Raw genomic sequence first — 24723 nt, 5'->3', positions numbered from 1 at the left:
CAGGTCCGGACGGCGATACGGTCAGGAACATCCAAGAACTCGGCCTGGACGGAAGGACGTTGTGCACGTCGCGATGATCGGGACCCGCGGGGTGCCCGCGCAGTACGGCGGGTTCGAGACCGCGGTCGAGGAGATCGGGTCGCGGATGGCGGCCGACGGGCATCGGGTGACGGTCTACTGCCGCAACCCCGACCAGACACTCGAGGAACACCTCGGGATGACGCTGGTGAACCTCCCAGCACTGCGGAAGCGGTCGCTGGAGACCCTCAGCCACAGCGGCCTGTCCGTGGCCCATGCGGCCCGGCACCGCCCGGACGCAGCGGTCCTCTTCAACGCCGGCAACGCGCCGTTCATCCCCCTCCTGAAGGCCCGCCGCATCCCGACGGCCGTCCACGTGGACGGCCTGGAGTGGAAGCGGGCCAAGTGGCAGGGAGCAGGCGCGCGGTACTACCGCTGGGCCGAGAGGTACGCCGCGTCGTCCGGTCTGGCGCTCATCGCCGACGCCCAGGGCATCGCCGACCACCTGCGGGAGACCTATGGCGTGGACAGCCACGTCATCCCGTACGGAGCCCCCATCATGGACCCGGGCGCCGACCGGCTCGGCGAGCTGGCCCTCTCCCCCGGGGCGTACCACCTCGTCGTGGCTCGGCTCGAGCCCGAGAACCACGTCGACGTCATCGTGCGCGGCTACGCCGCAGCAGGATCCCCCCACCCCCTGGTGGTGGTCGGGTCGGCGCCCTACGGGGACGATCACATCGCCGACATCCGTGGCGCTGCGGGAGAGTCCGACGCCCGCTTCGTCGGCGCCGTCTGGGACCAGGACCTGCTCAACCAACTCTACGCGAACTCGTTGAGCTACCTTCACGGCCACTCGGTCGGTGGCACGAACCCGTCGCTGCTGCGGGCGCTCGGATGCGCAGCGCCGGTGACGGCCTACGACGTCAACTTCAACCGTGAGGTCACCGCCGGGCACGCTCGCTTCTTCTCGGACCCCGCCACCGTTGCGGCTGAGATCCGTGGCGACGACGCCGATCCCGAAGGCGCCCGCAAGCGAGGAGCACTCGGGCAGCAGCACGCCGCGGCGACCTATCGCTGGGACGACGTGGCGGAGCGCTACCTGCGGATGCTCACGGAGATCGCCGGTCGTTGACCGCCCTCATCCAGGCCGTCACAGGAAGCACGACGACCGCCCCCATCAGGCCGCCGAGGGTGTTGGCCACCACGTCGACGTACTCGGCGGACCGAGGCTCGAGCGCGAAGGCCTGCACCACCTCGACGGCGCCCGACGCCAGGAAGGCGTAGGCCACCCAGTTCCCCCAGGCCTGTCGGGGGAACGCGAGCGAGGCCAGGGCGGTGATGGGAGCGAACATGAAGGCGTTCAGCATCATCTGGACCCGGTCTCCCCACGTCATCCAGTCCGGTGCCCCGCGCTCGCGCAAGGCCTGCTCCGTGCGAGCGATCACGTCCGTCGGGAGTGACTGGTCGGCCGACAGCAGGACGGCGGAGATCAGCAGCACGTAGCCGCACAGAAGGCCCGCCGCCACGAGACGGACCGCGGTGACGGGACTCGACGTCACGACCGCGCCACGACCATCACCGGCGTCTCACCCACCGGCACCCGACAGGTGTCGCGGCACCTGGTCACGTCGCCGTCGGCGTCGGTCCACGACAGGGCGTCCCGGACGACGACACGGGTGGCCGGCCCGTGGGCCCGCCACCAGAAGGACCGCTCCTCGCGCCCCTTGCGCACCGTGCAGCTCCACACCCCGCGGTCGGTCTCCGACGGGAGGCACTCCTCCGCCACGGTGCCCCCCAGCCACGCACGGACCACGTCGAAGGAGCGCCCGGCGAGGGTCTCGGTCGTGACGTCCTCCTCGGTGAGGTAGGTGTTGGCGATCCGGCTGATGTCCCAGCGGTACCAGTAGACCCGTTCTACGCCGAGACCCGCGTTGAGCAGGTAGGTCCGCATCAGGAACGCACGCTGCCGCTCCTCGGGGATCGGCGGCGGCTCCGGGCCACCCAGGAGCCCGAAGTTGATCTCGGTGTTCCAGACCGGGAGGTCGACACCCTGCTGCGCCAGCACCTCGCGGGCACCTTCGAGCAGGCGGACCTGCGTCTCGGGGAGCTCCTCGGCCGGTGGGTAGAGGTGGACGGCGACCGCGTCGACCGAACCAGCCAGGTCGGTGCGGCGCGACTGGAGCGACCAGTAGTCCTCGAAGTACCGTCGCTGACCGGCGAGCCGCAGCGCGAACGGAGGAGCCACCACCGTCGCTCGTGGCACCACCTGCCGGATCGCCCGGCTCGCGACCACGGTGAGCTCGGCCATCTGCCGGGGAGTCCCCGCCCAGTAGCCCTTGATGTTGGTCTCGTTCCAGACCTGGTAGTCGATCCGGTCGCCGTACCGTTCGGCCACGGCCGTGACGTAGCGCCGCCACGCGTCCACGTCCGGCATGGACGCAGCGCCCGGGCCGTACGCCGCCTCCTGCGCCGGCTGGGAGGCGTGGAACGTGGGCGTCTGCCCCATCACGAGCAGCGGCCGTGCTCGCGCGGCCTCCGACGTGGCGACCGCGGTGTCCAGCGCACCCCAGGAGAACTGTCCGGGGCTGGTCTCCACGTGGAGCCAGCTGGTGCCGGAGTCCCAGAAGCGCAGCGCACCGACCGGAGCCTCAGGGGCGACGCCCGTGGCCACCCGTCCCTCGTGCATGCCGAAGAAGCTCGGTCGTACGCGCATCCTGGTCGCCTCGTCCTCCGCACCCTCGTCCGACGGCGCGCTCGGCGCTCCGGTCTCGGACGGCGAGGTTGCGGCCGACGGGGTGGGGGCCTCGGTCCCGCCCACGTCGGTGTCACCGGCTGAGCAGGCGGTGACACCGACGAGCAGGGCAGCGACCAGGAGCGTGAGGGGTTGTCGACGGTGTCGACGCAGCAGCATGCATTCCTCTCCGGCGCGTGGGCTCCGTGGGTGGGCCGGTCAGCTGCGGGAGCTCACCATGACCGGGAGCGATCCGACCCTGAGGCGGTAGCGGCCGTTGCGGTCGGTCGTGGTCCCGGCGAGGTTGGTCCAGGAGCGCGTCGAGCGGGGCGTGGTGATGGTCGCCGCCCTCCCGGAGGGCTTCCAGTGGACCCGGCGGACCTCGGTCCGGCTCACCCGGACGGTGCAGGTGTAGACGCCCTTCAGCTTGCCCCGGCGCGCCTGGGAGCAGCTCTTCACGTCGGTCCGGTTGATCCAGCCGTGGACCGTGTCCCACGCCCGACCAGCCCGGGTCAGGGTGGTGCGGTCGTCCTCGACGAGGTGGGTGTTGGCGATGGGGCCGACGGCCCAGCGGTACCAGTAGACGCGGCGGATCGGGCTCGCGGCATTCAGCAGGAGGGTGCGGGCGACGAAGGAGGCCTGCTTCGCCGCGGAGATCCGCCTGGCGGTGTCCCCACCGAGGAGTCCGTAGTTGATCTCGGTGTTCCACATCGGCTTCTTGCGTGCCGCCTTGGGCAGCTGCCGCTTGGCGATGTTCAGCAGCTGGAGCTGCGCCTCGGGTGCCTGCTTCGCCTCGGGGTAGAGGTTGACCGCCACGACGTTGACGAAGGCGGCCACGCTCTTGCGCCCGACCTTGGAGGCCCAGTACTTCGTGTACCAGCCCTGCTGGCCCTTCAGGCGCAGCGGGAAGGCCGGGGCGACCACGGTGGCCCTGCGGCCGGCGGCTCGCTTGATCCTGGTCGACGCCGTCGCGGTCAGCTTGGCCATCTGGGCAGTGGTGCCGGTCCAGTAGTTCTTGACGTTGGGCTCGTTCCAGATCTGGTAGTCGACACGGTTGCCGTAGCGCTGCGCGACCCGCCCGACGTAGCGGGTCCAGGCCGCGATCCTCGGCATGCTGGTGGCGCCTCGGCCGTACGCACCGGCGGCGTTGCGCTTCGTGGCGTGGAACCGGGGGGTCTGGCCCAGGACGAGCATCGGACGGAGTCCGGCAGCCTCCGCGTTCTCGACGGCCTGGTCCGTGGCGGTGAAGTCGAAGACACCGTTCGCCGTCTCGATCTGGCGCCAGCTCGTGCCGGAGTCCCAGAGCCGCACCGCACCGAGCTCGACGCCCGGAATCGATCCGCTCGAGATCAGTCCGTCGTGCATGCCGAAGAACGTCGGCCGGATCTTCTGCGCCTGGGCGGGCGCGGAGGCCAGCAGGGTGCTCAGCACGAGGAGAGGGGCGAGTCCGAGGGCGACGAGCGCGCGGACGGACCGGTGGGCGTTGAGGGACATCAGCGGACTCCCGAGGAAGGGCAAGGATGGAGCTCTGCTCCAGGTCTCACGGTGGTCGAGGACACCGCGGGACGCCTGGAGGCGCTCGACATCGTCCCCCAGCGGTGGACCCCACGACCCACGCTTGGCAGCAGCATACGTCGAGACCCCGGGACGTCCCACCATCCACACCAGGCTCGTGCGCCACGGTCGGGCCGCGTGCCACTCAGCCGGCCACCCGGGTGCCGTGGCGCAGCCACCAGGTGGCCGCACCGCTCACCTCGGGGTCGGCGTCGCCGGCCCAGCGGACGAGGATCGGGTGGCCGGTCATGCCGGCGGCGTACGTCGCGGCGCAGCGGCTGGTGCGCAGCGCCTCCTCGAGCACCGGCTCGGCGACCAGCCGGCCGGCCGCGCCGGCCATCCGCACCGCGCAGTTGCGGAGCACCTCGTCCTCACCGGCCAGCCAGCGCTCGGCCGCGGCGGGGAAGGTGCCGTGGAGGGTGCCCGGCAGGCGGCGTACGGCGCGGGCCGCGAGCACCTCGTCGCGGGTCTCCTCCGCGAACGCGGCCAGCCGGTCGCCGACCAGCGCCGCGACCTCGGCACGGCGCCGACGAGCATGTAGCTGGTCACCGCGCGGGACTCCCACGGGCTGACGGCGATGTCGAACAGCAGCCGCGCCAGCACCGGCTCGTCGGGAAGCCCCAACCGCCGGGCGATCTCGGCCGCCCTGGCGCGGCACGCCATCCAGTGCCGGTTGCGGTGCGTCCGGCTCCAGTCGGGAATGTCCGCGAGCGGCGCCAGCGGGAGGGCGGCCCGGACGTCGTGGCCCTCACGGACCGGCTGCGGCACCAGCCGGAGCAGGTGGGAGAGCCACTCCCACCGGTGTCCGCCCTCCTCGGCGGCGGCCAGTCGGCCGACCAGCGTCGGCACCAGCGGGTCCCAGAAGGTGGCCGCGTCGGTGATCTGCCCCATGTTCTCGAGGGCGAGCGCGCCACCGGTCACGACCCGGTCGCGCGGGTCGTCGAGCAGGTCCAGGCACCAGCCGACCGCGGCCGGCGTCACCGACTCCCCCACCGCGCTCATCAGGTCGAGAAGTCCCTGCACGTGCGGGTCGGCGACCACCTCCCGGGCCACCGCGAGCACCACTCCGCCGTAGGCGCTGCAGCGCAGCAGCGAGAGCGCCTCGTAGCGCGAGGGATAGCCGTGGGAGACCGAGCGCCCCAGCTCGCTGGCGAGGCGGTGCACCAGCGGCTGGGCCAGGAAGTCGGGCAGCCCGATCGCCCCGGGCTGCGACACCGCGCGCGCCCAGTCGAGCCACTGCCCCCCGGTGGGGTGCTGCCCCTCGTCGAGGAGGAGCTCCGTCAGCCGGGACAGGTCGTGCACCCGGTCGATCGGGGCGCCCGGCGCCCTGTCCCGCGGACTGCTCCTCCGGAAGGTCCGGCACATGATGTCGATCGGCGCGCGCAGCGAGCCTCCCGGCAGGTCGAGGGCACGCTCGTAGGCATCGACGAGGAGCCCGTCGCGGAGCTGGCCGGTCTCGAGGCGGTGCAGGCGGGTGGCGTTGGAGCCGGTGCGGCGGGCGAGGTCCTCGAGACGACGGTTGCCCGGCTCCTGCCGGAGCAGGCGCGCGGTCCGCACCACCCACCCGATCCGGACGGCCGGGTCGATCGACGGTCCGTTGAGCGGCGTGGTGTCGTCGAGTGCGATCAGCCCCCCATGGCCCACGTCGCCATGGTCGCACCCCGCGACGGGGGCGTGGTGGATTCCGGGTCCCGACGGCCCTCGCACAACACCCCGCTGCTCTCGGGCCGCCGGTCCCTCCCCCGGTTCCTGCGAGCAGCGTGGCAAACGAAGCCGTCCGTGCGGCGTCCGTTTCAGATCGGGCCGAACTGAAACGTCAGGCGTCAGGCGGCCGTGCGTGGGGCGTACATGATGACCGCGACACCGACGAGGCAGATGAGGGCTCCCGCGACGTCGTAGCGGTCGGGTCGGAAGCCGTCGACCGCCATCCCCCACGCGAGCGAGCCGGCCACGAACACACCGCCGTGGAGGCCGAGCGCGATGACACCGGCCCCCACCCAGATCCAGCCGCGCTGCTCCCGGACGCCCTGCCAGACCAGCCACGCGCCCCCGGTCTCCGCGAGCGCGGCGACGGCGAACAGCACGAGGGACTTCGCGACGGGCGTGCCGGTCAGTCTTCCTCAGACGGTCGTGGCGAGCCCCGCGGCCGCGAGCTGCTGCAGGAAGCCCGCGGTGTCGGCAGCCACCTGGGCGGGGTCGACGTCGTCGTACTCGTCGGTGAGGGCCGTCACCAGCTCGGCCTGGGTCCGCGGCTCAGCGAGCAGCCGCCAGATCGTCGCGGCGGTGCCCTCGAGCACCTGGGGCCGCGGGTCCCGTGCGGTCAGGTCCACGACCACGACCCGGTCGCCGGAGTCGACGTCGGTCGCCTCGGGCGCGTGTCGCCAGCGGGTCTCGGTCATGCCGAAATTCTGCACCAGCCGGTTCCGGTCGTGGCCGCGGCCCACGCCTCGGTCACGGGCCGAACCGCGTCGCCAGGCGCCGCCCCAGCTCCGCGACGACGTCGTCGACGTCTCCCGGCGGCAGGGCGACCCCGGGGACGCACCGCTCCCAGGCGTGCTCCGCCGCGCGGCGCAGCTCCGTGGGGTCGGGCGGCGGGATCGACGACGCCTCCCCCTCGCCACCCGTCACGGGAAGGTCGCCGGCCGAGCCGACGACGCGGACGCCCCGACGCTCGAGGACGCGCAGGATCCGCTGGTTGAGCTCGCGGGCCAGGTCACCGCCCGTACGGTCGAGCACCGGACGCGCCTCCGGTTCGCGGGGTGAGAGCAGGGCGCCCAGGACCACCCGGCGCGCCCGCGCCGGCTCCGGCCGGCGCATGCCGGCCAGCGACGGGTTGAGCAGGCGGACCACCTCGCACGAGGCGTAGCCGAGGGAGGGGTTGAGCCGGGTGCCGACGTCCGGCGGCTCGGGCGCCTCGATCCCGGCGGCCTCGCAGAAGCGCTGCCACAACAGCTGGGGCGCGGAGCCGGGCGGGGGAACGAGCGCCACGGCGACCGACGACACCCCGGGGTCACCACCCCACCGGGCCACGATCTGCTGGACGCCCTGGGCGCGGCGATAGTTGGTCTCGGCGGGCGTACGACGTCGTTGCCCGCCCTCGAGGACGGTCTCCAGGCCCCGGACGTACTCCTCCCAGGTGGCGACCCCGCTGTTGCGGACGAAGGTCTGCCACTGCGCGGGGATCGCCGAGTGCTGGTCGCGGACGGTGAGGACGACGTCCACCGGCGTCCCGCCGAACGACTCGACGACCCGTCGTACCCGCTTCCTCGAGGCGAAGGAGAGGAACTCGTGGGAGTAGAAGGCGGTGCCCGGCCGGTGCTGCACCCGCTGGGCGAGGGCACGCCACGCACGGGGCGGACGCCGCTCCGTCCACTGCGGCAGGCTGTCCACCGCCCGCGCCTGGGCCTTGAACGACCCGCCGGCGTAGAAGCCGCCAGCGCTCTCGAGCACGCCCGTGTCGAGCACGCGCTGGAGGTACGTCGTGCCGGACTTCATGGTCCCGACGTGCAGGACGACCCGTTCGACCACCGTGACCGCTCCTCCTGCCGCAGAGGTGTCGCCACGGCCAAGGATGGCACTCCTCGGCCGTGGCGACGGGCCACGACGCACCGGGGCGTCGCGGTCAGGTCAGAGAGGGATGGTCAGCTCGGCCACCGAGCCGGTCTGCGCCACCACGCGACGGTCGACCGGGTCGGCCTTCGGCGCGAGGGTGCGCAGCGTCCACTCGCCGTCGCCGGCGAAGAACCGGAAGTGACCGGTCGCGCTCGTCGGGACCTCGGCCGTGAACTCGCCGGTCCGGTCGAGGAGGCGTACGTAGGCGTTGCCGACCGGCTCGCCGTCACGCACGACCTGGCCCTGGATCACGGCCTCCTTGGCCACGTCGACCCCGTCGAGGGAGAGCCCGCCCTCGGTCGCGCCGCACATCAGGCCTCACCCTTCTCGTCACCGAGGGCGACCGGGACGCCGACCAGCGAGCCGTACTCGGTCCACGAGCCGTCGTAGTTCTTCACGTTCTGCTGGCCGAGCAGCTCCTTGAGCACGAACCAGGTGTGGCTGGAGCGCTCCCCGATGCGGCAGTAGGCGATCGTGTCCTTGTCCCAGTCGACGCCGGCCTCGGTGTAGATCTGCTTCAGCTCGTCGTCGGACTTGAAGGTGCCGTCGTCGTTGGCCGCCTTGCTCCACGGCACGTTGGCCGCAGTCGGGATGTGCCCGGCACGCTGCGCCTGCTCCTGCGGGAGGTGGGCCGGGGCGAGCAGCCGCCCGGCGTACTCGTCGGGGCTGCGGACGTCGACCAGGTTCTGCGCGCCGATCGCGGCGACCGTCTCGTCGCGGAAGGCGCGGATCGAGAGGTCCTGCTCCTGGGCGGAGTACGTCGTCTGCTCGCGCGTCGGCAGCTCGTCGGTCAGCTCGCGGGAGTCCAGCTCCCACTTCTTGCGGCCGCCGTCGAGGAGGCGGACGTCCTGGTGGCCGTAGAGCTTGAAGTACCAGTATGCGTAGGCGGCGAACCAGTTGTTGTTGCCGCCGTAGAGCACCACGGTGTGGTCGTTGGCGACCCCGCGGCCGGAGAGCAGCGCCTCGAACTGCTCCTTGTCCACGAAGTCGCGCCGCACCTGGTCCTGCAGGTCGGTCGTCCAGTCGAGCTTGATGGCGCCCCGGATGTGCCCCTTGTCGTACGCGGTGGTGTCCTCGTCGACCTCGACCAGGACGACCTGGTCGTTGTCGAGGTTCTCCTCCACCCACTGGGCGGAGACGAGCGTGGTGTCGCGGCTCATGGCGTGCCTTTCGGTTGACTTCTCAGGTGGTGACGGTGGTGGAGCGGGTGGTGACGCGCTTGATCAGGAGGTAGGCCTCGCAGCCGAGGCAGAAGCGGAAGAGGGCGTTGAGCAGGGCCGCCACCAGCGCGAAGCCGGTCGCGACGAGCCCGAGGACGACGACGCCCGAGGCGAAGCCGGCGAACGCCACGAGGGCGAACCCCAGCCCCACCGCCTGCGCGAACCGCGGCGGGCGCGGGTCCTCGAACTCCGTCGTGCCCGAGAGCCGCGGCCGGACGACCCGCCGGAACAGCCACGCGGTCGGGGTGTGCTGCACCCCGAGGAACGCGCCGATCGCGAACAGCACTGCCTGGACGCCGATCAGCACGGTCGCGGCGGCCGGTGGCAACGACAGCACCGCGATCAGGAGGACCGCGGTGACCGCGGCCGTGAACTGGGGGCCACGCGCGTCGATCCGCGCACTGGCCACGTCGTGGCGCTGCTCGCTCGTGAGGGTGGACATGTCGCTCCTGCGGGAAGTGGAGGCCGACGGGTCGTCGGCACGGTTGCTGCGAGTTTAGTCAACTAACTTGGTCGACTAAAGGGGGAATGGGCAGCAGGCCCCGTCAGGGCATTCGACACAGGGACGAGCGGACGCGGCAGTGATCCACTGCGCGGCGCTTCGTCAGGTGTGTCGAGGACATGTCGTGAACTGTAGGGCGGCCGGACGACTCACTCATCTCGCGGTCCCGCATCGTGGGACTCTCGTCCATCATCTGGGACGTCGAGCGTGGCCAAGGCGACCAGGACCTGCTCCTTGCGGGGCGCTCCGGCGGCCCGCGTCACCTCGCGGCCGGCGGCGTCGAGCACCAGCGTGGTGGGCGTCCGCAGGATCCCGACCCGGCGGACCAGCTCGAGGTGCTCCTCGGCGTCGACCTCCACGTGCGACACGCCCGGGACGACCTCGGCGATGTCGGCCAGCACCCGACGGGTCGCACGGCACGGCGCGCAGAAGGCGCTCGAGAACTGCAGCAGCGTGGCCCGCTCCCCCAGCTGCTCCGCCGGAACCAGGGGCTCCACCTCGGGTTCCGGCTCCGGCCGGCCGCGGAACCGGCCGTCGGCGTACGCCCGCCAGCCGCCGAAGGCGACGGCGAGCACCACGCTCGCCAGCGCGATCCACAGGCCGGTCGTCATGCGGGCCACAACGCGGCACGGGTCCGCGTTTGTTCCGGGCGGCGGCGGGGTCTCGACCCGGTGCGGGGCGCTACCGCCCGCCGAGGCGGTCGGCGAGCTCGGCTCGCGAGCGGATGTCGAGCTTCAGGTAGACGTTGCGCAGGTGGTACTCGACCGTCTTGGGACTGAGGAAGAGGGCGGCCGCGGCCTCGCGGGTCGTACGGCCGGCGGCCAGGAGCTGGGCGACCTGGCGCTCCTGCGGGGTGAGGTGGTCGGCCGGGTCGGCGTCACGGCGGCGGGCCACCTCGCCCGTGGCCTCCACCTCCTGCGCCGCCCGCTCCGCCCACGGTCCGGCCCCGAGGTGCTCGAAGGCGTCCAGGGCGGCGCGGAGCACCGGGCGGGCCTCGACCCGCCGGCGCTCCCGCCGCAACCAGGCGCCGTACGCGAGCTGGGTGCGGGCGGTCTCGTAGGCGTCCGGTGTCGCGGCGTGCAGCGCGAGGGCGGTACGGAAGCACTCCTCGGCCGCGGGCCCCTCCGCGCACAACGCGCGGGCCCGGGCGGCGCGAGCCAGGCTCCACGCCTGGTCCTTCGCCGCCGCCCTCCGCGCGAACGCCTCCGCGACCCGCCGTGCGTCCTCGACCCGACCGCTGTGGACGTACGCCTCCACGAGCTCGGGCGCGCACGACTGGTCGGGGTCGGCGAAGCCGAGCCCCGCCAGCAGCTCCTCGACGCGTTCGTAGTGGACCACCGCCGCAGCCGGGTCGCCCGCACCCACGGCGAGGTCCCCCCTCCCCTGCCAGGCCCAGACCAGGGCGATCCGGATGTCGCGCACCCCAGCGACCTGCTCGGCCTCGTCGGCCGCCGCCGCGCACTCGGGGCCGCGTCCCTGCCGCCCCAGCAGCACGGCCAGCCCACCAAGGGACATCGCGAGGTCGGTCGTCTGGCCCGTCTCGCCGGCCAGCCGGATCGCCTCGGCGTACGCCGCCTCCGCGTCCTCCCACCGGTCCGTGGTGGCAGCGTCGCGGCCGAGCTGCATCAGCAGCAGCGGCAGGGAGCCGAAGGCGGCACGGTCGCGCATCCGCGCGACCACCTCGTTGACCTCGTCGCGGGTCGAGCCGCGCTCGCGCAGCCACAGGGCACCGTGCACGCGGACGGGGTGGCGGAACAGCTCCGCGGTGGGCGGCTGGGTGTCGACCAGGGAGCGCAGCGCCTCGCGCACCCGCTCGACGCCCGCCGGCCCCCGGCCCGCGTGCACCAGTGCCATCCCGGTCGCCATCAGGCCGATCGCCCGGGTGTCGGGGTCGACGACGCCGGGGAGCAGCCGCTCGACGACAGCGCACGAGCGCATCCCCGCCTCGGCGTCGGCGAGGTAGAAGCAGACGTGGACCGCGTCGGCGTGGATCCGGACCGCGAGCCCCGGGTCCGCGCTCTCCACGGTGGCGGCGGCCTCCAGCAGCGTGGCGTGGGCGTCGCTCAGCGAGCCCGACCGGGTCAGCACCGCCCCGCGCAGCTCCAGCGCCCGGGCCCGCAGGACCGCGTCGGGCTCGCACACCAGCGCCCGCTCCACCAGCGCGAGCGCCAGGTCCATCCGGCCCGCCAGCCAGCTCGCGGCCGCGGCCTCGACCAGCCGTTCGGCCCGCTGCGACCGGGACGCCGTCAGCGCGGCGGCCCGCTCGTGGGCGGTCGCGGCGATCGCGTGGGCACCCCGGACCGCGGCCCGCCGCGCCACGTCGTCCAGCGTCCTGGCGACCTCCTCGTCGGGGGCGACCGCGCTCTCCGAGAGGTGCCAGGCGAGCCGGTCGGTCTCACCCGGCGCGACGACCTGCGCCAGCGCCCGGTGGACCGTACGCCGGGTGGCCGGTGGCGCCGCGCCGTACACCGCCGAGCGGACCAGGGGGTGGCGGAACTCGACCCGGTCGCCCCGGACCGCGACCAGCCCGGCGTCCACGGCCTCGGCCAGCGCCGGACCATCGACCCCGAGCACCCGGCAGGCGTCGAGGACGGTGGCCGCGCTCGCGCCGTCGGTGGCCGCGACCAGCAGCGCCGTCCGGGCCTCCTCGCCCAGCCCGGCCACCTGGCCGATGAACGCCCGACTCACCGCCTCGGGGACCGCGACCGGGGAGTCCGCCGGTGCCGGGTCGAGGAGGTCGGCCCGGTCGCCGAGCTCGAGCAGCGCGAGCGGGTTGCCGCCGGTGGCGCGGTGCAGGCGGGACAACCAGGTCGACGGCTGGCCGGGCACCGTGGCGGCGAGCAGGTCCGCGGCGGACGGGAGGTCCAGACCGGTCAGGGTCAGGGTCGGCAGCGCCGCCCAGGTGTCGGCGCCGGGTTCGCCCTCCCGGACGGCCACGACGAGAGCGACCGGGTCGGTGAGCAGGCGACGTGCGGCGAAGGCGAGCGCCTCCGCGGAGGCCTCGTCGACGAGGTGGCCGTCGTCGACCACGACGACCAGCGGCCGTTCCTCGGCGGCCCGGCTCAGCAGGCTCAACGTCGCCGCCCCCACCGCGAACCGCGTGGGTGGGCCGTCCGGTCCCGGCGGCGCGAGCAGCAGCGCGGCCGCGAGCGCCGACGCCTGCGGGGTCGGCAGCAGGTCGAGCAGCGGGAGCAGCGGGTGCAGCAGCTGGGACAGTCCGGCGAAGGGCACCAGCCGCTCGGACTCCACGCCCTCGGCGCGCAGCACCCGCATCCCCTCGGCCAGCGGCAAGACCTCGCCGAGCAGGGCGGTCTTGCCGATGCCCGGCTCACCGCTGAGCACCAGCACCCGGCTGTCACCGACGCGCGCCCCCGCGAGCAGCTGCTCGAGGGCCCGCCGCTCGGTCTCCCTCCCGACCAGCACCTGCCCACTCTAGGCCCGTCCGGCCTGCTCCTAGGGGGGTCACCTGATGCGATGCAGCGGCTGGCCGACCTAGGTTCGCCGACGGTGAGGGGTCGCCGGAGGGGGACGGCTCCCACCGCCACCGGAGGAGAGACCATGACCGACGTCCAGCAGCCCGCCGAGGTGGACTTCGACACGCTGATGGGGTTCGTGTTCCGCGCCGTCGACGAGGTCGGCGCCACGCTCAACACCGCCCTGGTCGTGATGGGCGACAAGCTCGGCTACTACCGCACGATGGCCGGGTCGGGGCCGATCACGCCCAGCCGCCTCGCCGACGCCACGGGCACCGCCGAGCGGTACGCCCGCGAGTGGCTCAACGCCCAGGCGGCCGGCGACATCGTCCGCTACGACCCCGAGGCCGGCACCTACGAGCTCCCGGCCGAGCACGCGGTCGCGCTCGCCGACGAGTCCAGCCCGGCGTACCTCCCGGGCTTCTTCCAGATCGCGCTCGGCACGGTGCAGGACGCGACCCGGATCGTCGAGCTCGCCCAGAGCGGTGCCGGGCTCGGCTGGCACGAGCACAACCACGACGTCCACGAGGGGTGCGAGCGGTTCTTCCGGCCCGGCTACAACGCCAACCTGGTCGGGGAGTGGCTGCCCGCCCTCGACGGCGTGGTCGACAAGCTGGAGCGCGGCGCCCGCGTGGCCGACATCGGCTGCGGCCACGGCGCCTCCACGATCATCATGGCGCAGGCCTTCCCGCACTCGACGTTCGTCGGCTCGGACTACCACCGCGAGTCGATCCAGCAGGCCCGGGCACGCGCCGAGGAGGCCGGCGTCGCCGACCGGGTGCAGTTCGAGGTGGCGAGCGCGCAGGGCTTCACCGGGAGCGGCTTCGACCTGGTGACGACCTTCGACGCGCTGCACGACATGGGAGACCCCGTCGGGGCGGCCCGTCACGTCCGGCAGGCGCTCGCCGAGGACGGGACCTGGATGGTCGTCGAGCCGATGGCGGGCGACCGGGTCGAGGACAACCTCACGCCGGTCGGGCGGGCCTACTATGGGTTCTCCACGCTGCTGTGCACCCCGGCGTCCCTCTCGCAGGAGGTCGGCCTCGCGATCGGCACCCAGGCCGGCCCCGCGCGGATCAGGGACGTCGTCACGACGGGCGGGTTCACCCGCTTCGCCAAGGTCGCCGAGACCCCGTTCAACCAGGTGCTGGAGGTCAGGCCGTGACCGAGGCCGTGCTCCGCCGGGCCCGCGAGCCGGACCGCTCCGGCGTCACGGTGCGCGACGGCGTACGGCTGGCGTGGGAGGTCTTCGGCGACGGCGACACCACGGTGCTGCTGATGCCGACGTGGAGCCTGGTCCACTCCCGGGTGTGGAAGGCGCAGGTCGCCTACCTGGCCCGGCACCACCGGGTGCTCACGTTCGACGGACGGGGGTGCGGCCGCTCGGGACGGCCGACGGGGGCGGCGGCGTACACCGACGGGGAGTACGCCGCCGATGCCCTGGCCGTCATGGACGCGACCGGCACGCGGGAGGCCGTGCTGGTCGCGTTGTCCTGCGGGGCGGCCTACTCGGTGCACCTCGCCGCCGACCACCCGGATCGCGTGCTCGGGATCTTCGCGATCGCACCCTCGTGCGGCTTCGCCGGCATCCACGCCGACCGCGACGACGTGTCCTGGCACGACCGGTACGAGGACCACGACGGGTGGCGCAAGTACAACCGGCACTACTGGCTGGAGGGCGACTACGAGGACTTCCTGTCCTTCTTCTTCGCCCGGATGTTCAGCGAGCCGCACTCGACCAAGCAGATCGAGGACGCCATCGGCTGGGGCCGCGAGATCGACCCGCAGACCCTCGTCGACACCACTGCCGGGAGGATCGGCTGCGACGGGGCGGTCTGCGAGCCGCTGGAGCCGGTGTGCGCAAGGGTCAGGTGCCCGGTGACCGTGGTCCACGGCACCGACGACCGGATCCGGCCGCACGCGATCGGCGAGGAGCTGGCCCGGGCGACCGGTGGGTCGCTGGTGCTCTTCGAGGGGAGCGGCCACGGTCCGCCGATGCGGCAGCCGGTGCGCGTCAACCTGATGATCCACGAGTTCGTCGAGCAGCTGCGGCCACCGGTGCGGCGACAGACCTGGCTGCCGGCCGTACGCCGACGCAAGCGGGTGCTCGTGCTGTCCTCGCCGATCGGGCTCGGGCACGCCCGGCGCGACCTGGCCATCGTCGAGGAGCTGCGCAAGGTGCAGCCCGACCTCGAGGTCGACTGGCTCACCCAGCACCCCGTCACGGCGGTGCTCGAGGCCGCCGGCGAGCGGGTGCACCCGGCCTCGCGGTGGCTGGCCAACGAGTCCGCGCACATCGAGCACGAGGCCGGCGAGCACGACCTGCACGCCTTCGAGGCGATCCGCCGGATGGACGAGGTGCTGGTCAACAACTTCATGGTCTTCGAGGAGGTCGTCCGCGACGACGGCTATGACCTCGTCGTCGGCGACGAGGCCTGGGACGTCGACCACTTCCTGCACGAGAACCCCGAGCTGAAGCGGTTCTCCTTCGCCTGGCTGACCGACTTCGTCGGCTGGCTCCCGATGCCCGACGGCGGCGACCGGGAGGCCGCGCTGACCGCGGACTACAACGCCGAGATGCTCGAGCAGCGGGCCCGCTTCGCGCGGGTCCGTGACCGGTCGGTCTTCGTCGGTGACCCCGAGGACGTGGTGCCCGCGAGCTTCGGGCCGGGACTGCCGAGGATCGACGAGTGGGTGCGCGAGAACTTCGACTTCTCCGGCTACGTCAGCGGCTTCGACACGGCCGCGCTCGGCGACCGGCAGGCGCTGCGGACCCGGCTGGGGCTCGATCCCCAGGCCCCGCTGTGCGTCGTCACGGTGGGCGGGTCGGGGGTGGGCGAGCCGATGCTGCGCCGGGTCCTCGACGCCGTACCCCTGGTCCGCCGGCGCGAGCCCGACCTGCGCTTCCTGGTCGTCGCCGGTCCGCGGATCGACCCGCGCACGCTCCCGCGGCGCAGGGGTGCGTCCGTCCGGGGCTTCGTGCCGGACCTGCACCAGCACCTCGCGGCGGCCGACGTCGCGGTCGTGCAGGGCGGGCTGACGACGACCATGGAGCTCACGGCCGCCGGCCGGCCCTTCGTCTACGTGCCGCTGCGCCACCACTTCGAGCAGAACATCCACGTCCGGCACCGGCTCGACCGCTACGAGGCCGGCCGCTGCCTCGACTACGCCGACGCGGCCGATCCCGACGCACTGGCCGAGGTGGTGCTGGCGGAGCTGGGACGCGAGGTCAGCTATCGGCCCGTCGCCACCGACGGCGCGGCCCGGGCGGCGGCGATGCTGGCCGAGCTGGTCTGAGGCTCACCGCCGGGCGTCGAGCTCGGCGAGCCGGGAGCGCAGCCGGCGTACCTCCTCCTCCAGGGCGACCACCCGAGCGATGCCCGCCAGGTTGAGTCCCTCGGCGAGCAGCTCGCGGACCCGATGCAGCCGTTCCACGTCTGCCCGGCTGTAGCGGCGGGTGCCGCCGTCGGTGCGCTCCGGGGCGACCAGGCCGTGGCGCTCGTAGACGCGGAGGTTCTGCGCCGGCATGGCGACCATCTCGGCCACGACCGAGATCGCGAAGACCCCGCTCTCACGACTCATTCCGACCTCCTGCTTGAAATCTCCGGTGCAGGGAATCTATAACAGTCATTGCAGGTTACACCTGAGGGACATCACCACACACGACCCGGAGGAGGACTTCGTGATGTTGCTTCGTACGACGGACCCGTTCCGCGACTTCGACCGCCTGACCCAGCAGATCTTCGGCACCACCAACCGCCCCGCGGTCATGCCGATGGACGCCTGGCGCGAGGGCGACCACTTCGTCATCGAGTTCGACCTGCCCGGCATCAGCCGCGACAGCATCGACCTCGACGTCGAGCGCAACGTGCTGACCGTGCGGGCCGAGCGGGTGGCGCGCAACGGCGACTGGGAGATGCTCGCCTCCGAGCGGCCTCGCGGCGTCTTCAGCCGGCAGCTGGTGCTCGGCGACAACCTCGACCTCGACCGGATCGAGGCGGCGTACGACGGCGGCGTGCTGCGGCTCACCGTCCCGGTCGCCGAGAAGGCGAAGCCGCGCAAGATCGAGATCGGCGGCACCTCGGACCGGACCGCGATCCAGGCCTGAGCCTCGAGAGCCCTCCCCCCGGGCGCCGGCGCTCAGCCGCCCGCGAACGGGGGGAGGAACTCGACCGTCTCGCCCGGACGGACCTCGACGGTGGTCGGGTCCTCGGTGGCGACCGGTCGGTCTCCGACGAGCACCGAGCAGATCTCCAGCACGCCGGCGAGCCGGGTGCCGGGGTGGGTCGCCACCGCCCGGCGCACGACCTCGTCGAGCGTCAGCGGGCCGTCGACGGGCAGGGCGTCCTGGCCGACGCCGGCCGCGGTCCGGGCGGCCGCCCAATAGCGGACAACGATCTCGGAGTCACTCATCGTTGACTATCCTGTCGCATCAGACCCACCTGTGGAGGAGGCGGCCTGATGAGTCAGGTGCTGTTGCTGACGAGCGCACTGCAGCCCTCGGCGGAGGTGCTGCCCGGGCTCGCCCTGTTGTCGCACCAGGTCCGCATCCTGCCCGCCGAGGGCAGCGCGCTGATCGACGCGCCCGACGCCGACGTGCTGCTGGTCGACGGTCGACAGGACCTCGCCCAGTCGCGTGACCTGTGCCGCCTGATCCGGACCACCGGAGTGGACGTCCCCCTCCTGCTCGTCATCACCGAGGGCGGCCTGGCCGCGGTCACCCACGACTGGGGCATGGACGACGTCGTCCTCAACACCGTCGGCCCGGCCGAGCTCGAGGCCCGGATCCGGCTCTCGATCAGCCGGCTGCGCGCCGAGCGAGACGCCGACGACCCCGACGCCCACGTGATCCGCTCCGGCGAGGTCGTCGTGGACGAGGCGACCTACACCGCCAAGCTCGGTTCCCGGGTGCTCGACCTGACCTTCAAGGAGTTCGAGCTCCTCAAGCACCTCGCCCAGCATCCCGGCCGGGTCTTCAGCCGCCAGCAGCTGCTGCAGGAGGTGTGGGGCTACGACTACTTCGGCGGCACCCGCACCGTCGACGTCCACGTACGCCGGCTGCGCGCCAAGCTCGGTCCCGAGCACGAGACGCTGATCGGGACCGTCCGCAACGTCGGCTACCGGTTCGTGCTCCCGTCCAAGCCGGACTCCTCGTCCTCCGCCCCGCAGGGCTCGCGGCGGGACTCCCAGGACGCCTGACCCGGCTGCCTGTGGAGGAGCTCGGCGAGCGACTCCTGATCCGTGATCTGCTCGCGACGTGGACGACCTCCGACACCTGATGCTCGTCCCCGACTCGATGTCGCGGGAGGACATCGCCGCCAACGCGGCGATCCCGCTCGTCGCGGCCGGGGGGCCTGCGGCCCTGACGCTGCGAGCCGTGGGCGAGCAGTCGGGCTACAGCCCGCAGGCGGTGCACCAGTGGTTCGGCTCCCGGGCCGCCCTGCACCGTGCCGTGGCAGGACGGTTCGTGGCGCGCTGGACGCGCTGGGTCGACCTACGGACCGGGCGCCAGGGCATCGCCTCGCTCCTCCCCGAGAACGACGAGGTCGCCGGGTGGGCGCGGGTGTGGTTGGCACTGCACCACCTTGCCCGTGCGGACGACGAGGTCGCCTCCTACCTGGCGTACACCCGGTCCGTCGAACGGGACTCCCTCGCCAGGCTCGCCGGTCCCGGCGGATCGCCCGAGGCCCTCGTCGAGCTCCACGCGCTGGTGGAAGGGCTGCGACTGCAGCTGTGCAGCGAGGTGTCGACGGACTCCTATGCCGAAGCCTGCCGGCTGCTCGACCGCGCCCTCGCCCGCAGCCAGGTCCCGTCCGCTTGATTGACTTCAAGCAAGCACGCGCCGCGGCCCCTCCGGCCACGACCCGCGAGGGGCCCGTCCGGGTGCCCGCCCCGGCCACACCCCCGTCGCGCCCGCTTGATTGATTTCAAGCAAGCCTCCGGAACGCCCCCCTTCAGGCGCCGCGGGCGAGCAGGCCGCAGCGGCGCCAGGCTCGGACCACCGGCCGGCCCGCCGACGGCACCGCCTACCCTCGAAGGGTGCATGCCGACGGACTCCGCCAGATCGCCGACATCGCCGCCGACGCCGAGGCCAGCGACGGGGCGGCCCCCCTCGACGAGGCCACCTGGCTGGCCCTGCGCCACCGCGGTGACGAGCTCGCCGCGTGGGTCGAGGCCGACGGGTTCGCGCTGGTCATCGAGCACGACCTGTCCCTCGTCGTGCGCCCGGGGAGCCGTCGCCACGGCCTCGGCGCCCGGTTGCTCGCGCAGGCGCTGGCCGAGAGCCCGACCGACGGCGTCGCGCTGCAGGCCTGGTCGCACACCGACCACCCCGCGGCCGCGAGCCTCGCGGAGCAGCACGGCTTCGAGCGGGTCCGCGAGCTGTGGGTGATGCGGCGACCCAGCCACGAGCCGATCGGCAGCGTCGAGGTGCCGGAGGGCGTCCTCGTCCGCCACTACCGCCCCGGCGACCGTGACGAGCTGCTGCGTGTCAATGCCGCGGCCTTCGCCCACCACCCCGAGCAGGGCGGCATGACCGAGGAGGACCTCGAGGAGCGGATGGCCGAGCCCTGGTTCGACCCCGCCGGACTGATCGTGGCGAGCCGGGGCCGGACGCTGCTGGGCTTCCACTGGACCAAGCAGCACTCCGCGGACCTCGGCGAGGTGTACGTCGTCGGCATCGACCCTGCCGCCCAGGGCACCGGCCTGGGCCGTGCCCTCACGCGCGCGGGCCTCCGGCACCTCGCCGACCACGGCATCCGCGAGGTGCTCCTCTACGTCGAGGCCGACAACGCCCCGGCCATCCGCCTCTACGAACGTCACGGGTTCACCCACGCGTCACCGGACACCCACGTCATGTACCGCCGTGGGCCGGCCTGACACGGCCTAGACTCGCCGCCGTGCCCACCATCGCCGTCGTCGGCCTCGGATACGTCGGCCTCTCCATGGCCGTCCTCCTCGGCCAGCACCAACGCGTGGTCGGCATCGACCTCGACGAGGACCGGATCGAGCTGCTCCGGTCGGGGCGGTCACCGATCGCCGATCCCGAGCTCGAGCAGTACCTCGAGCAGCACCGTGTCGGCGAACGTGCGCTCGATCTGACCTTCACGACCGACACGGCGGCCTACGCCGGCGCCGAGTACGTCGTGGTCGCCACCCCGACCAACTACGACCCGGAGACCGACGCCTTCGACACGACGAGCGTCGAGCAGGTCGTCAGGGACGTGGTCGCGGCCAACCCCGACGCCACGCTGGTCGTGAAGTCCACGGTGCCGGTCGGCTTCGTCGAGGACGTCCGGGCGCGGCTCGGCACCGACCAGGTGATCTTCTCCCCCGAGTTCCTCCGGGAGGGGCGGGCCCTCAAGGACAACCTGCACCCCTCGCGGATCATCGTCGGCGAGAAGTCGGACCGGGCGCGCCGCTTCGCGGACATGCTGGTGGCCGGGTCGCTCGAGCCCGACGTACCGGTGCTGCTGACCGATCCCACGGACGCCGAGGCGATCAAGCTGTTCGCCAACACCTACCTCGCGATGCGGATCGCCTTCTTCAACGAGCTCGACTCCTTCGCGATCGGCCACGGGCTGTCCTCGCGGCAGGTGATCGAGGGCGTCGGGCTCGACCCCCGCATCGGCACCCACTACAACAACCCGTCGTTCGGGTACGGCGGCTACTGCCTGCCCAAGGACACCCGGCAGCTGCTGGCCAACTACTGGAACGTCCCGCAGAACCTGATCCGCGCGATCGTCGACGCCAACACGACCCGCAAGGACTTCATCGCCGTCGACATCCTCAACCGGTCACCGAAGGTCGTCGGCATCCACCGGCTCGTCATGAAGTCCGGCTCCGACAACTTCCGCTTCTCGGCCGTGCAGGGCGTGATGAAGCGGATCAAGGGCAAGGGCGTCGAGGTGATCGTCTACGAGCCCGAGCTCGAGGAGGACACCTTCTTCGGGTCGACGGTGTGCCGCGACCTCGAGGCGTTCAAGGAGTCTGCCGACCTGATCGTCGCCAACCGGATGGTCGAGGAGCTCGAGGACGTGGCCGAGAAGGTCTACACGCGCGACCTGTTCGGCTCCGACTGACGCCTCTAGCGCAGCTTCGGTCGAACGTGGAGCCCCACCTCGGGGTCGACCACGACCTCCTGCGAGGCGACCAGCCCGTCGGCCTCCAGCGTCGCGTCGATCGCGACGTTCCGCTTGACCAGGGCCAGCGCGATCGGGCCGAGCTCGTGGTGGCGTGCGCTGGTGCCGACGAACCCGACGACCTTGTCGCCCAGGCGGAGCTCGGCCCCGCGAGCGGGGAGCCGGTTCTCGGACCCGTCGAGGTGCAGCAGCGTCAGCCGGCGCGGCGGCCGGCCGAGGGTGTGGACCCGGGCGACCGTCTCCTGGCCGCGGTAGCAGCCCTTGTCGAGGTGGACCGCCGACGGGATCCAGCCCGCCTCGTTGGGGATCGTCCGCTGGTCGGTGTCCATCCCGAAACGCGGCTCGCCCCGCTCGATCCGCAGCGCCTCGAAGGCCCAGAGACCGCAGGCCGGGCCGGCCGCCTCGGCGTACGCCGTGAGCTTCTCGCGCGGCACCAGGTCGTAGCCCTTGGGCCGCCACGCGACCGCCACCTCCCCGGTCACGTCGGTCATCTCGACCCGCGTCATGAAGACCATCCGCTGCAGGAACTCCCGCAGCGGCTGGCCGGCGCCGGGCTCGGTGTGGACCGTGAGCGCCTCGCCGTCGTCGACGCCGGTGAAGGCGTGCTCGACGTGGCCCTGGGGGCTCAGCACCAGCGACTGCGTCCAGGTTCCGGGCTGCAGGTCGGACAGGTGCTGGGTGGTCAGCGAGTGGAGCCAGGTGAGCCGGTCGGGGCCGGTGATCCGCAGCACGTCGCGGTGGGAGAGGTCGACGAAGCCCTCGCCCTGGGCGAGGCTGCGCTGCTCCCGGTTGAAGGAGCCGTAGTGGGCCGCGACGCCGGCGTCGACGCCCTCGGCGGAGACCGCGCCCGGCAGGTCGAGGAGGGGGCTGGTCAGCGGCATTCCTCGCACCTCCCGAACACGGTCAGGTGGCCGACGTCGACCGCGAAGCGGTGGTCGGTCTCGAGCTGGGCGAGCAGGGGTGAGAGCACATCAGGGTCAACCGAGATCACCCGCCGGCAATTCCGGCAGACCAGGTGGAAGTGCTCGTGGCCGTCCACCGAGTGGTACGTCGGCGCGCGGTCGGACAGGTGGGCGTGGCGCACCAGCCCGAGCTCCTCGAGCACCTCCAGCGTCCGATAGACCGTCGAGGCGTTGACCGCCTCGGAGTGCTGGCGCACCTCGACGAGCACCTCGTCGGGCGTGGCGTGGCCCAGCCGCTCGACCGCGGCGAGGATCAGCTCCCGCTGCGGGGTGAGCCGGTAGCCGCTCCCGCGGAGCCGCTCGCGCCAGTCGGTGCCCATCGCCGCCCCGGTCACTGCCTCTTCAGCTGGGCGTGGGTGTGGGGCTGCAGCTCGTGGCCCATGGCCGCCATGTCGAAGGCGTAGAGCAGGTCGCCGTTGACGTAGCCGTAGAGCCGCTTGCCGGCGACGTACTCCTTGGCGGAGCTGGTGCGGGCGACCGCGTCGGTGGTGATCTCGAACCGCGGCTGGTCGGCGTGGACGTCGCCGTGCCAGACCTCGACGAAGCCGAGGTTGTGGGTCATGACGACCTCGAGGGTGCCGTCCTCCTGCGGCCGGAGGAACCCGGTCTCCTGCGCGGCCGGCCGGATCGTGTTGCCCTCGGCGTCGGTGATCCACGCGCGGCTGAAGTAGTGGATGAACGGCCGCCCGTCCTGCTGGAAGATCACCTCCTGGCCGAACTGGAACGGCTCGATCCCGGGATACTCACCGTGGCCGTTGCCGACCCAGGTGCCGATCAGCCAGGCGAGCCGGGCACAGCTCGGGTGGATGTTCTGCGGGATCTCGAACGGCATGCCCCTGAGTCTAGGGTTTGGCCATGGCTCGCTCACTCGTGGTCAAGGTGACCTGCGGCGCGGAGGACCCCGAACGCTGCAACCAGGCCTTCACGGTCGCAGCGGCCGCGGTCGCCTCCGGGGCGACGGTCTCGCTGTGGCTGACCGGCGAGGCGGCCTGGTTCGCCGTGCCCGGCCGGGCCGAGGAGTTCTCGCTGCCGCTCGCCACGCCGCTCGCCGACCTGCTGGACGCGGTCGTCACCGGCGGGACGGTCACGCTGTGCTCCCAGTGCGCCGCCCGGCGGGAGATCACCGAGGCCGACGTACGACCCGGGGTGGGGATCGCCGGCGCGGCGCTCTTCGCCGAGGCGGTCCTCACCGACGGGGTCCAGGCCCTCGTCTACTGACCGCCGGGATCAGGCGGCGGGCCGGATGCCGAGGAAGCTCCGCGCCTCGTCGGTCGTCATCGGCGTGCGCTGGGCGATCGCGCCGAGCTCGACGACCCGCTCGACGAGCTGGCGGTTGCTCTCGACGGGCACCCCGCGGGCGATGGTGAGCACGTCCTCCATGCCCACCCGCAGGTGACCGCCCTTCGACAGCGAGGCCAGGGCGACGGCGAGGGTGGAGCGGCCGATGCCGGTCGCCGACCACGACGTGACCGCGTCCGGCAGGTCGCGTACGGCGGCCACGAGCGCGTCGGCGGTGCCGTTCATGCCGCCCGGCACCCCCATCACCAGGTCGCAGTGGACCCGGCCGCCGAAGGGCAGGCCGTACCGGTCGAGGAGCCGCTGCAGGGCGTGCACCTGGCCGAGGTCGAAGAGCTCGAACTCCGGGACGACCTCCCGCTCCTGGCTGAGCTGGTAGAGGTCGCACACGAACGGCCACGGGTTCGAGAAGACGTCGTCGCCGAAGTTGGTCGTGCCCATCGTCAGCGAGCAGGAGTCGGGGGCGGCGTCGAGGACCCGCAGCCGGTCGGCCAGCGGGTCGTGCACCGAGCCACCGGTGGAGAGCTGGACGACCAGCGAGGTCTGCTCGCGCAGCGCGGCGACCGTGTCCTGCAGCCGACCGAGGTCCAGGGTGGGCCGGTGGTCGTCGTCACGGATGTGGACGTGGACCATCGCCGCGCCGGCGGCCTCGCACTCCACGGCCGTCGCGACCAGCTCCTCGAGCGTGGTCGGCAGCTGGGGACAGTCCTCCTTCGTCGTCTCCGCGCCGGTGGGCGCGACGGTGATGAGGAGGCGGTCGGCAGGCAGTGGTGCGGTGGTCACGGCGCCATCCTGTCAGCCCAGGCGGCCGGGAGGACACGGCGCACCAGCAGCGCCAGGAGGATCCCCAGCAGCGCGCCACCGGTGTTGGCCAGCACGTCGCGCGCCGACGGGGTCCGCGTCGGCAGGAACGCGCCCTGCACCCCCTCCACCAGAAGCGTGCCGAGCAGTCCCACGACCACCCACCAGGCGATCCCCCACCTCCCCAGCAGGAACGCCCCGGGCAGGCTCAGCGGCACGAAGAGGACCACGTTGAGGAGCAGCTCGACGCCGTCGACGCCGACCGGCAGCCCGAGCGTCGCGAACAGCTCCGCGACCTCGACGACCGCACCGCCGGGCGTCGACGAGTCGGGGTTCCAGACCAGGAAGCCGACCGCCACGAGGTAGCCGGCGTACGCCACCGCCAGCAGGGTTCTCACCACGGCTGGGACACT

Annotated in this window: 28 protein-coding genes; 9 read left to right on the top strand and 19 right to left on the bottom strand. The window is 72.8% G+C overall.

Annotation, left to right across the window (positions count from 1 at the left end; all coding sequences use genetic code 11):
• The first annotated feature begins 73 nt into the window (after positions 1–73).
• Positions 74–1150, top strand: coding sequence for a glycosyltransferase (locus tag EXE57_RS14770; protein WP_208542867.1), 1077 nt, complete (start codon positions 74–76; stop codon positions 1148–1150).
• Here the strand turns inward: EXE57_RS14770 and EXE57_RS14765 are convergent.
• The 12 genes from EXE57_RS14765 to EXE57_RS14710 form a co-directional block, all read right to left on the bottom strand.
• Positions 1128–1577 carry a VanZ family protein gene (locus EXE57_RS14765; RefSeq protein WP_135078771.1) on the bottom strand — a complete coding sequence of 150 codons (450 nt, stop codon included), beginning with the start codon at positions 1575–1577 and terminating at the stop codon, positions 1128–1130. The genes EXE57_RS14770 and EXE57_RS14765 overlap by 23 nt on opposite strands.
• Positions 1574–2929, bottom strand: a complete 1356-nt coding sequence (locus tag EXE57_RS14760; protein WP_135078769.1) for a glycoside hydrolase family protein — start codon at positions 2927–2929, stop codon at positions 1574–1576. Before EXE57_RS14760 ends, EXE57_RS14765 begins: the two co-directional genes overlap by 4 nt.
• Before the next feature lie 39 nt (positions 2930–2968).
• A complete protein-coding gene (locus EXE57_RS14755) occupies positions 2969–4243 on the bottom strand; it encodes a GH39 family glycosyl hydrolase (RefSeq protein WP_167305924.1) in 1275 nt (424 codons plus the stop codon).
• 306 nt (positions 4244–4549) lie between these two features.
• Positions 4550–5947, bottom strand: a complete 1398-nt coding sequence (locus EXE57_RS14750) for a hypothetical protein (RefSeq protein WP_135078765.1) — start codon at positions 5945–5947, stop codon at positions 4550–4552.
• A 179-nt stretch (positions 5948–6126) separates the two neighbouring features.
• Complete coding sequence (locus tag EXE57_RS14745; protein ID WP_244246855.1) at positions 6127–6387, bottom strand: YnfA family protein; 261 nt, start codon at positions 6385–6387, stop codon at positions 6127–6129.
• A gap of 36 nt (positions 6388–6423) precedes the next feature.
• Positions 6424–6702: a PqqD family protein gene (locus EXE57_RS14740; protein ID WP_135078761.1), complete on the bottom strand. Its 279-nt coding sequence runs from the start codon at positions 6700–6702 to the stop codon at positions 6424–6426.
• A gap of 52 nt (positions 6703–6754) precedes the next feature.
• Positions 6755–7831, bottom strand: a complete 1077-nt coding sequence (locus EXE57_RS14735) for a hypothetical protein (RefSeq protein ID WP_135078759.1) — start codon at positions 7829–7831, stop codon at positions 6755–6757.
• 99 nt (positions 7832–7930) lie between these two features.
• A complete protein-coding gene (locus tag EXE57_RS14730; protein WP_135078757.1) occupies positions 7931–8227 on the bottom strand; it encodes a DUF1416 domain-containing protein in 297 nt (98 codons plus the stop codon).
• Positions 8227–9075, bottom strand: a complete 849-nt coding sequence (locus EXE57_RS14725) for a sulfurtransferase (protein ID WP_135078755.1) — start codon at positions 9073–9075, stop codon at positions 8227–8229. The genes EXE57_RS14730 and EXE57_RS14725 overlap by 1 nt, the downstream gene beginning before the upstream one ends.
• A gap of 22 nt (positions 9076–9097) precedes the next feature.
• Positions 9098–9577: a DUF4395 domain-containing protein gene (locus EXE57_RS14720; RefSeq protein WP_135078753.1), complete on the bottom strand. Its 480-nt coding sequence runs from the start codon at positions 9575–9577 to the stop codon at positions 9098–9100.
• Positions 9578–9786: 209 nt separating this feature from the next.
• Positions 9787–10248 (bottom strand): TlpA family protein disulfide reductase, encoded by a 462-nt coding sequence (locus EXE57_RS14715; RefSeq protein WP_135078751.1) that lies wholly within the window; start codon positions 10246–10248, stop codon positions 9787–9789.
• 70 nt (positions 10249–10318) lie between these two features.
• Positions 10319–13060, bottom strand: a complete 2742-nt coding sequence (locus EXE57_RS14710; RefSeq protein ID WP_135078749.1) for a helix-turn-helix transcriptional regulator — start codon at positions 13058–13060, stop codon at positions 10319–10321.
• Positions 13061–13195: 135 nt separating this feature from the next.
• Between EXE57_RS14710 and EXE57_RS14705 the strand changes: the two genes are divergently transcribed.
• Both EXE57_RS14705 and EXE57_RS14700 read left to right on the top strand, forming a co-directional pair.
• A complete protein-coding gene (locus tag EXE57_RS14705; protein ID WP_135078747.1) occupies positions 13196–14275 on the top strand; it encodes a class I SAM-dependent methyltransferase in 1080 nt (359 codons plus the stop codon).
• The gene (locus EXE57_RS14700) at positions 14272–16407 is read left to right on the top strand and encodes an alpha/beta fold hydrolase (protein ID WP_135078745.1); all 2136 of its coding nucleotides are present in this window, start codon (positions 14272–14274) and stop codon (positions 16405–16407) included. The genes EXE57_RS14705 and EXE57_RS14700 overlap by 4 nt, the downstream gene beginning before the upstream one ends.
• Before the next feature lie 3 nt (positions 16408–16410).
• Here the strand turns inward: EXE57_RS14700 and EXE57_RS14695 are convergent, their stop codons facing one another.
• Positions 16411–16692 (bottom strand): MerR family transcriptional regulator, encoded by a 282-nt coding sequence (locus EXE57_RS14695; RefSeq protein ID WP_135078743.1) that lies wholly within the window; start codon positions 16690–16692, stop codon positions 16411–16413.
• 103 nt (positions 16693–16795) lie between these two features.
• Between EXE57_RS14695 and EXE57_RS14690 the strand changes: the two genes are divergently transcribed.
• Positions 16796–17218: an Hsp20/alpha crystallin family protein gene (locus EXE57_RS14690; protein WP_135081016.1), complete on the top strand. Its 423-nt coding sequence runs from the start codon at positions 16796–16798 to the stop codon at positions 17216–17218.
• Between the two features lie 32 nt (positions 17219–17250).
• On the opposite strand, the gene EXE57_RS14685 is transcribed toward EXE57_RS14690, so the two are convergent.
• Positions 17251–17523, bottom strand: coding sequence for a MoaD/ThiS family protein (locus EXE57_RS14685; protein WP_135078741.1), 273 nt, complete (start codon positions 17521–17523; stop codon positions 17251–17253).
• A gap of 48 nt (positions 17524–17571) precedes the next feature.
• On the opposite strand from EXE57_RS14685, the gene EXE57_RS14680 reads away from it, so the two are divergent.
• The 4 genes from EXE57_RS14680 (at position 17572) to EXE57_RS14665 (ending at position 21191) form a co-directional block, all read left to right on the top strand.
• On the top strand, positions 17572–18309 hold the full coding sequence (locus EXE57_RS14680; protein WP_135078739.1) for a response regulator transcription factor: 738 nt from the start codon (positions 17572–17574) through the stop codon (positions 18307–18309).
• A gap of 58 nt (positions 18310–18367) precedes the next feature.
• Positions 18368–18931, top strand: a complete 564-nt coding sequence (locus EXE57_RS14675; protein WP_135078737.1) for a TetR family transcriptional regulator — start codon at positions 18368–18370, stop codon at positions 18929–18931.
• A gap of 218 nt (positions 18932–19149) precedes the next feature.
• Positions 19150–19989: a mycothiol synthase gene (gene mshD / locus EXE57_RS14670; protein WP_135078735.1), complete on the top strand. Its 840-nt coding sequence runs from the start codon at positions 19150–19152 to the stop codon at positions 19987–19989.
• Positions 19990–20054: 65 nt separating this feature from the next.
• Positions 20055–21191, top strand: a complete 1137-nt coding sequence (locus EXE57_RS14665; protein WP_208543107.1) for a nucleotide sugar dehydrogenase — start codon at positions 20055–20057, stop codon at positions 21189–21191.
• Between the two features lie 5 nt (positions 21192–21196).
• Here EXE57_RS14665 and ygfZ read toward each other — a convergent pair whose 3' ends face one another.
• Genes ygfZ through EXE57_RS14650 form a run of 3 tightly spaced genes read right to left on the bottom strand, consistent with a single transcriptional unit; the run spans position 21197 to position 23045 of the window.
• Entirely contained in the window at positions 21197–22132 is a 936-nt protein-coding gene (gene ygfZ, locus EXE57_RS14660) for a CAF17-like 4Fe-4S cluster assembly/insertion protein YgfZ (RefSeq protein ID WP_135078731.1), read from the bottom strand.
• Positions 22123–22533, bottom strand: coding sequence for a Fur family transcriptional regulator (locus tag EXE57_RS14655; RefSeq protein ID WP_135078729.1), 411 nt, complete (start codon positions 22531–22533; stop codon positions 22123–22125). Before EXE57_RS14655 ends, ygfZ begins: the two co-directional genes overlap by 10 nt.
• Before the next feature lie 11 nt (positions 22534–22544).
• Entirely contained in the window at positions 22545–23045 is a 501-nt protein-coding gene (locus tag EXE57_RS14650) for a heme-binding beta-barrel domain-containing protein (protein ID WP_135078727.1), read from the bottom strand.
• A 23-nt stretch (positions 23046–23068) separates the two neighbouring features.
• Between EXE57_RS14650 and EXE57_RS14645 the strand changes: the two genes are divergently transcribed.
• Positions 23069–23431 carry a DsrE family protein gene (locus tag EXE57_RS14645; RefSeq protein ID WP_135078725.1) on the top strand — a complete coding sequence of 121 codons (363 nt, stop codon included), beginning with the start codon at positions 23069–23071 and terminating at the stop codon, positions 23429–23431.
• A 9-nt stretch (positions 23432–23440) separates the two neighbouring features.
• Here the strand turns inward: EXE57_RS14645 and EXE57_RS14640 are convergent, their stop codons facing one another.
• Together EXE57_RS14640 and EXE57_RS14635 are read right to left on the bottom strand one after the other, a co-directional pair.
• Positions 23441–24292, bottom strand: coding sequence for a beta-keto acid cleavage family enzyme (locus tag EXE57_RS14640; RefSeq protein WP_135078723.1), 852 nt, complete (start codon positions 24290–24292; stop codon positions 23441–23443).
• A complete protein-coding gene (locus EXE57_RS14635; protein ID WP_167305923.1) occupies positions 24289–24711 on the bottom strand; it encodes a VanZ family protein in 423 nt (140 codons plus the stop codon). The genes EXE57_RS14640 and EXE57_RS14635 overlap by 4 nt, the downstream gene beginning before the upstream one ends.
• Positions 24712–24723: the final 12 nt, after the last annotated feature.

This window comes from Nocardioides euryhalodurans, from assembly GCF_004564375.1.
Taxonomy (GTDB): domain Bacteria; phylum Actinomycetota; class Actinomycetes; order Propionibacteriales; family Nocardioidaceae; genus Nocardioides; species Nocardioides euryhalodurans.
This window is presented reverse-complemented; position numbering and strand designations above follow the sequence as displayed.